The sequence below is a fragment of the Stenotrophomonas sp. A3_2 genome, from assembly GCF_036624925.1.
Taxonomy (GTDB): domain Bacteria; phylum Pseudomonadota; class Gammaproteobacteria; order Xanthomonadales; family Xanthomonadaceae; genus Stenotrophomonas; species Stenotrophomonas hibiscicola.
On record NZ_JAZKVY010000039.1, the window covers coordinates 1 to 368 of the forward strand.

1 protein-coding gene and 1 pseudogene are annotated in these 368 nt (G+C 65.2%); both read left to right on the forward strand.

All coding sequences use genetic code 11. The annotated features are described in order from the left end of the window. Window positions 1-209: pseudogene (locus R5H29_RS00340) on the forward strand (hypothetical protein); the annotation flags it as partial. A gap of 8 nt (window positions 210-217) precedes the next feature. Continuing rightward, on the forward strand, window positions 218-368 hold a 151-nt coding region (locus R5H29_RS00345; protein WP_332328547.1), incomplete at its 3' end, for a DUF2256 domain-containing protein.

Here is a 368-nt window from a genome sequence, read left to right on the forward strand (position 1 = left end):
AGCACTGCGGGCTCATCCTGGACGCATGCCGCGCGGGGCCCAAGACCGCGACGGAGCTGGTTCCGGTGGTGTTCCACCGGCCGCTCGATCCGCACCAGATGGGGTTCGCCTTCAGCGAGGTGGTGGCGCATGTGAACTGCATGCGGGCGCGCGGCGAGATCGTGCAGGTGCGGGACGAGCGCGGGGTGCTGCGGCAGCACCTGGCCTGATGGCGCGGATGCGGAAGAAGGCGGATTTGCCGCGCAAGCTGTGCGCCGCGTGCGGGTTGCCGTTTACGTGGCGGAAGAAGTGGGCGCGGGATTGGGAGAACGTGAAGTATTGTTCCGATCGGTGTCGGGAAGGAAGGTCTTCTTTTTCTGAAGAAAAAG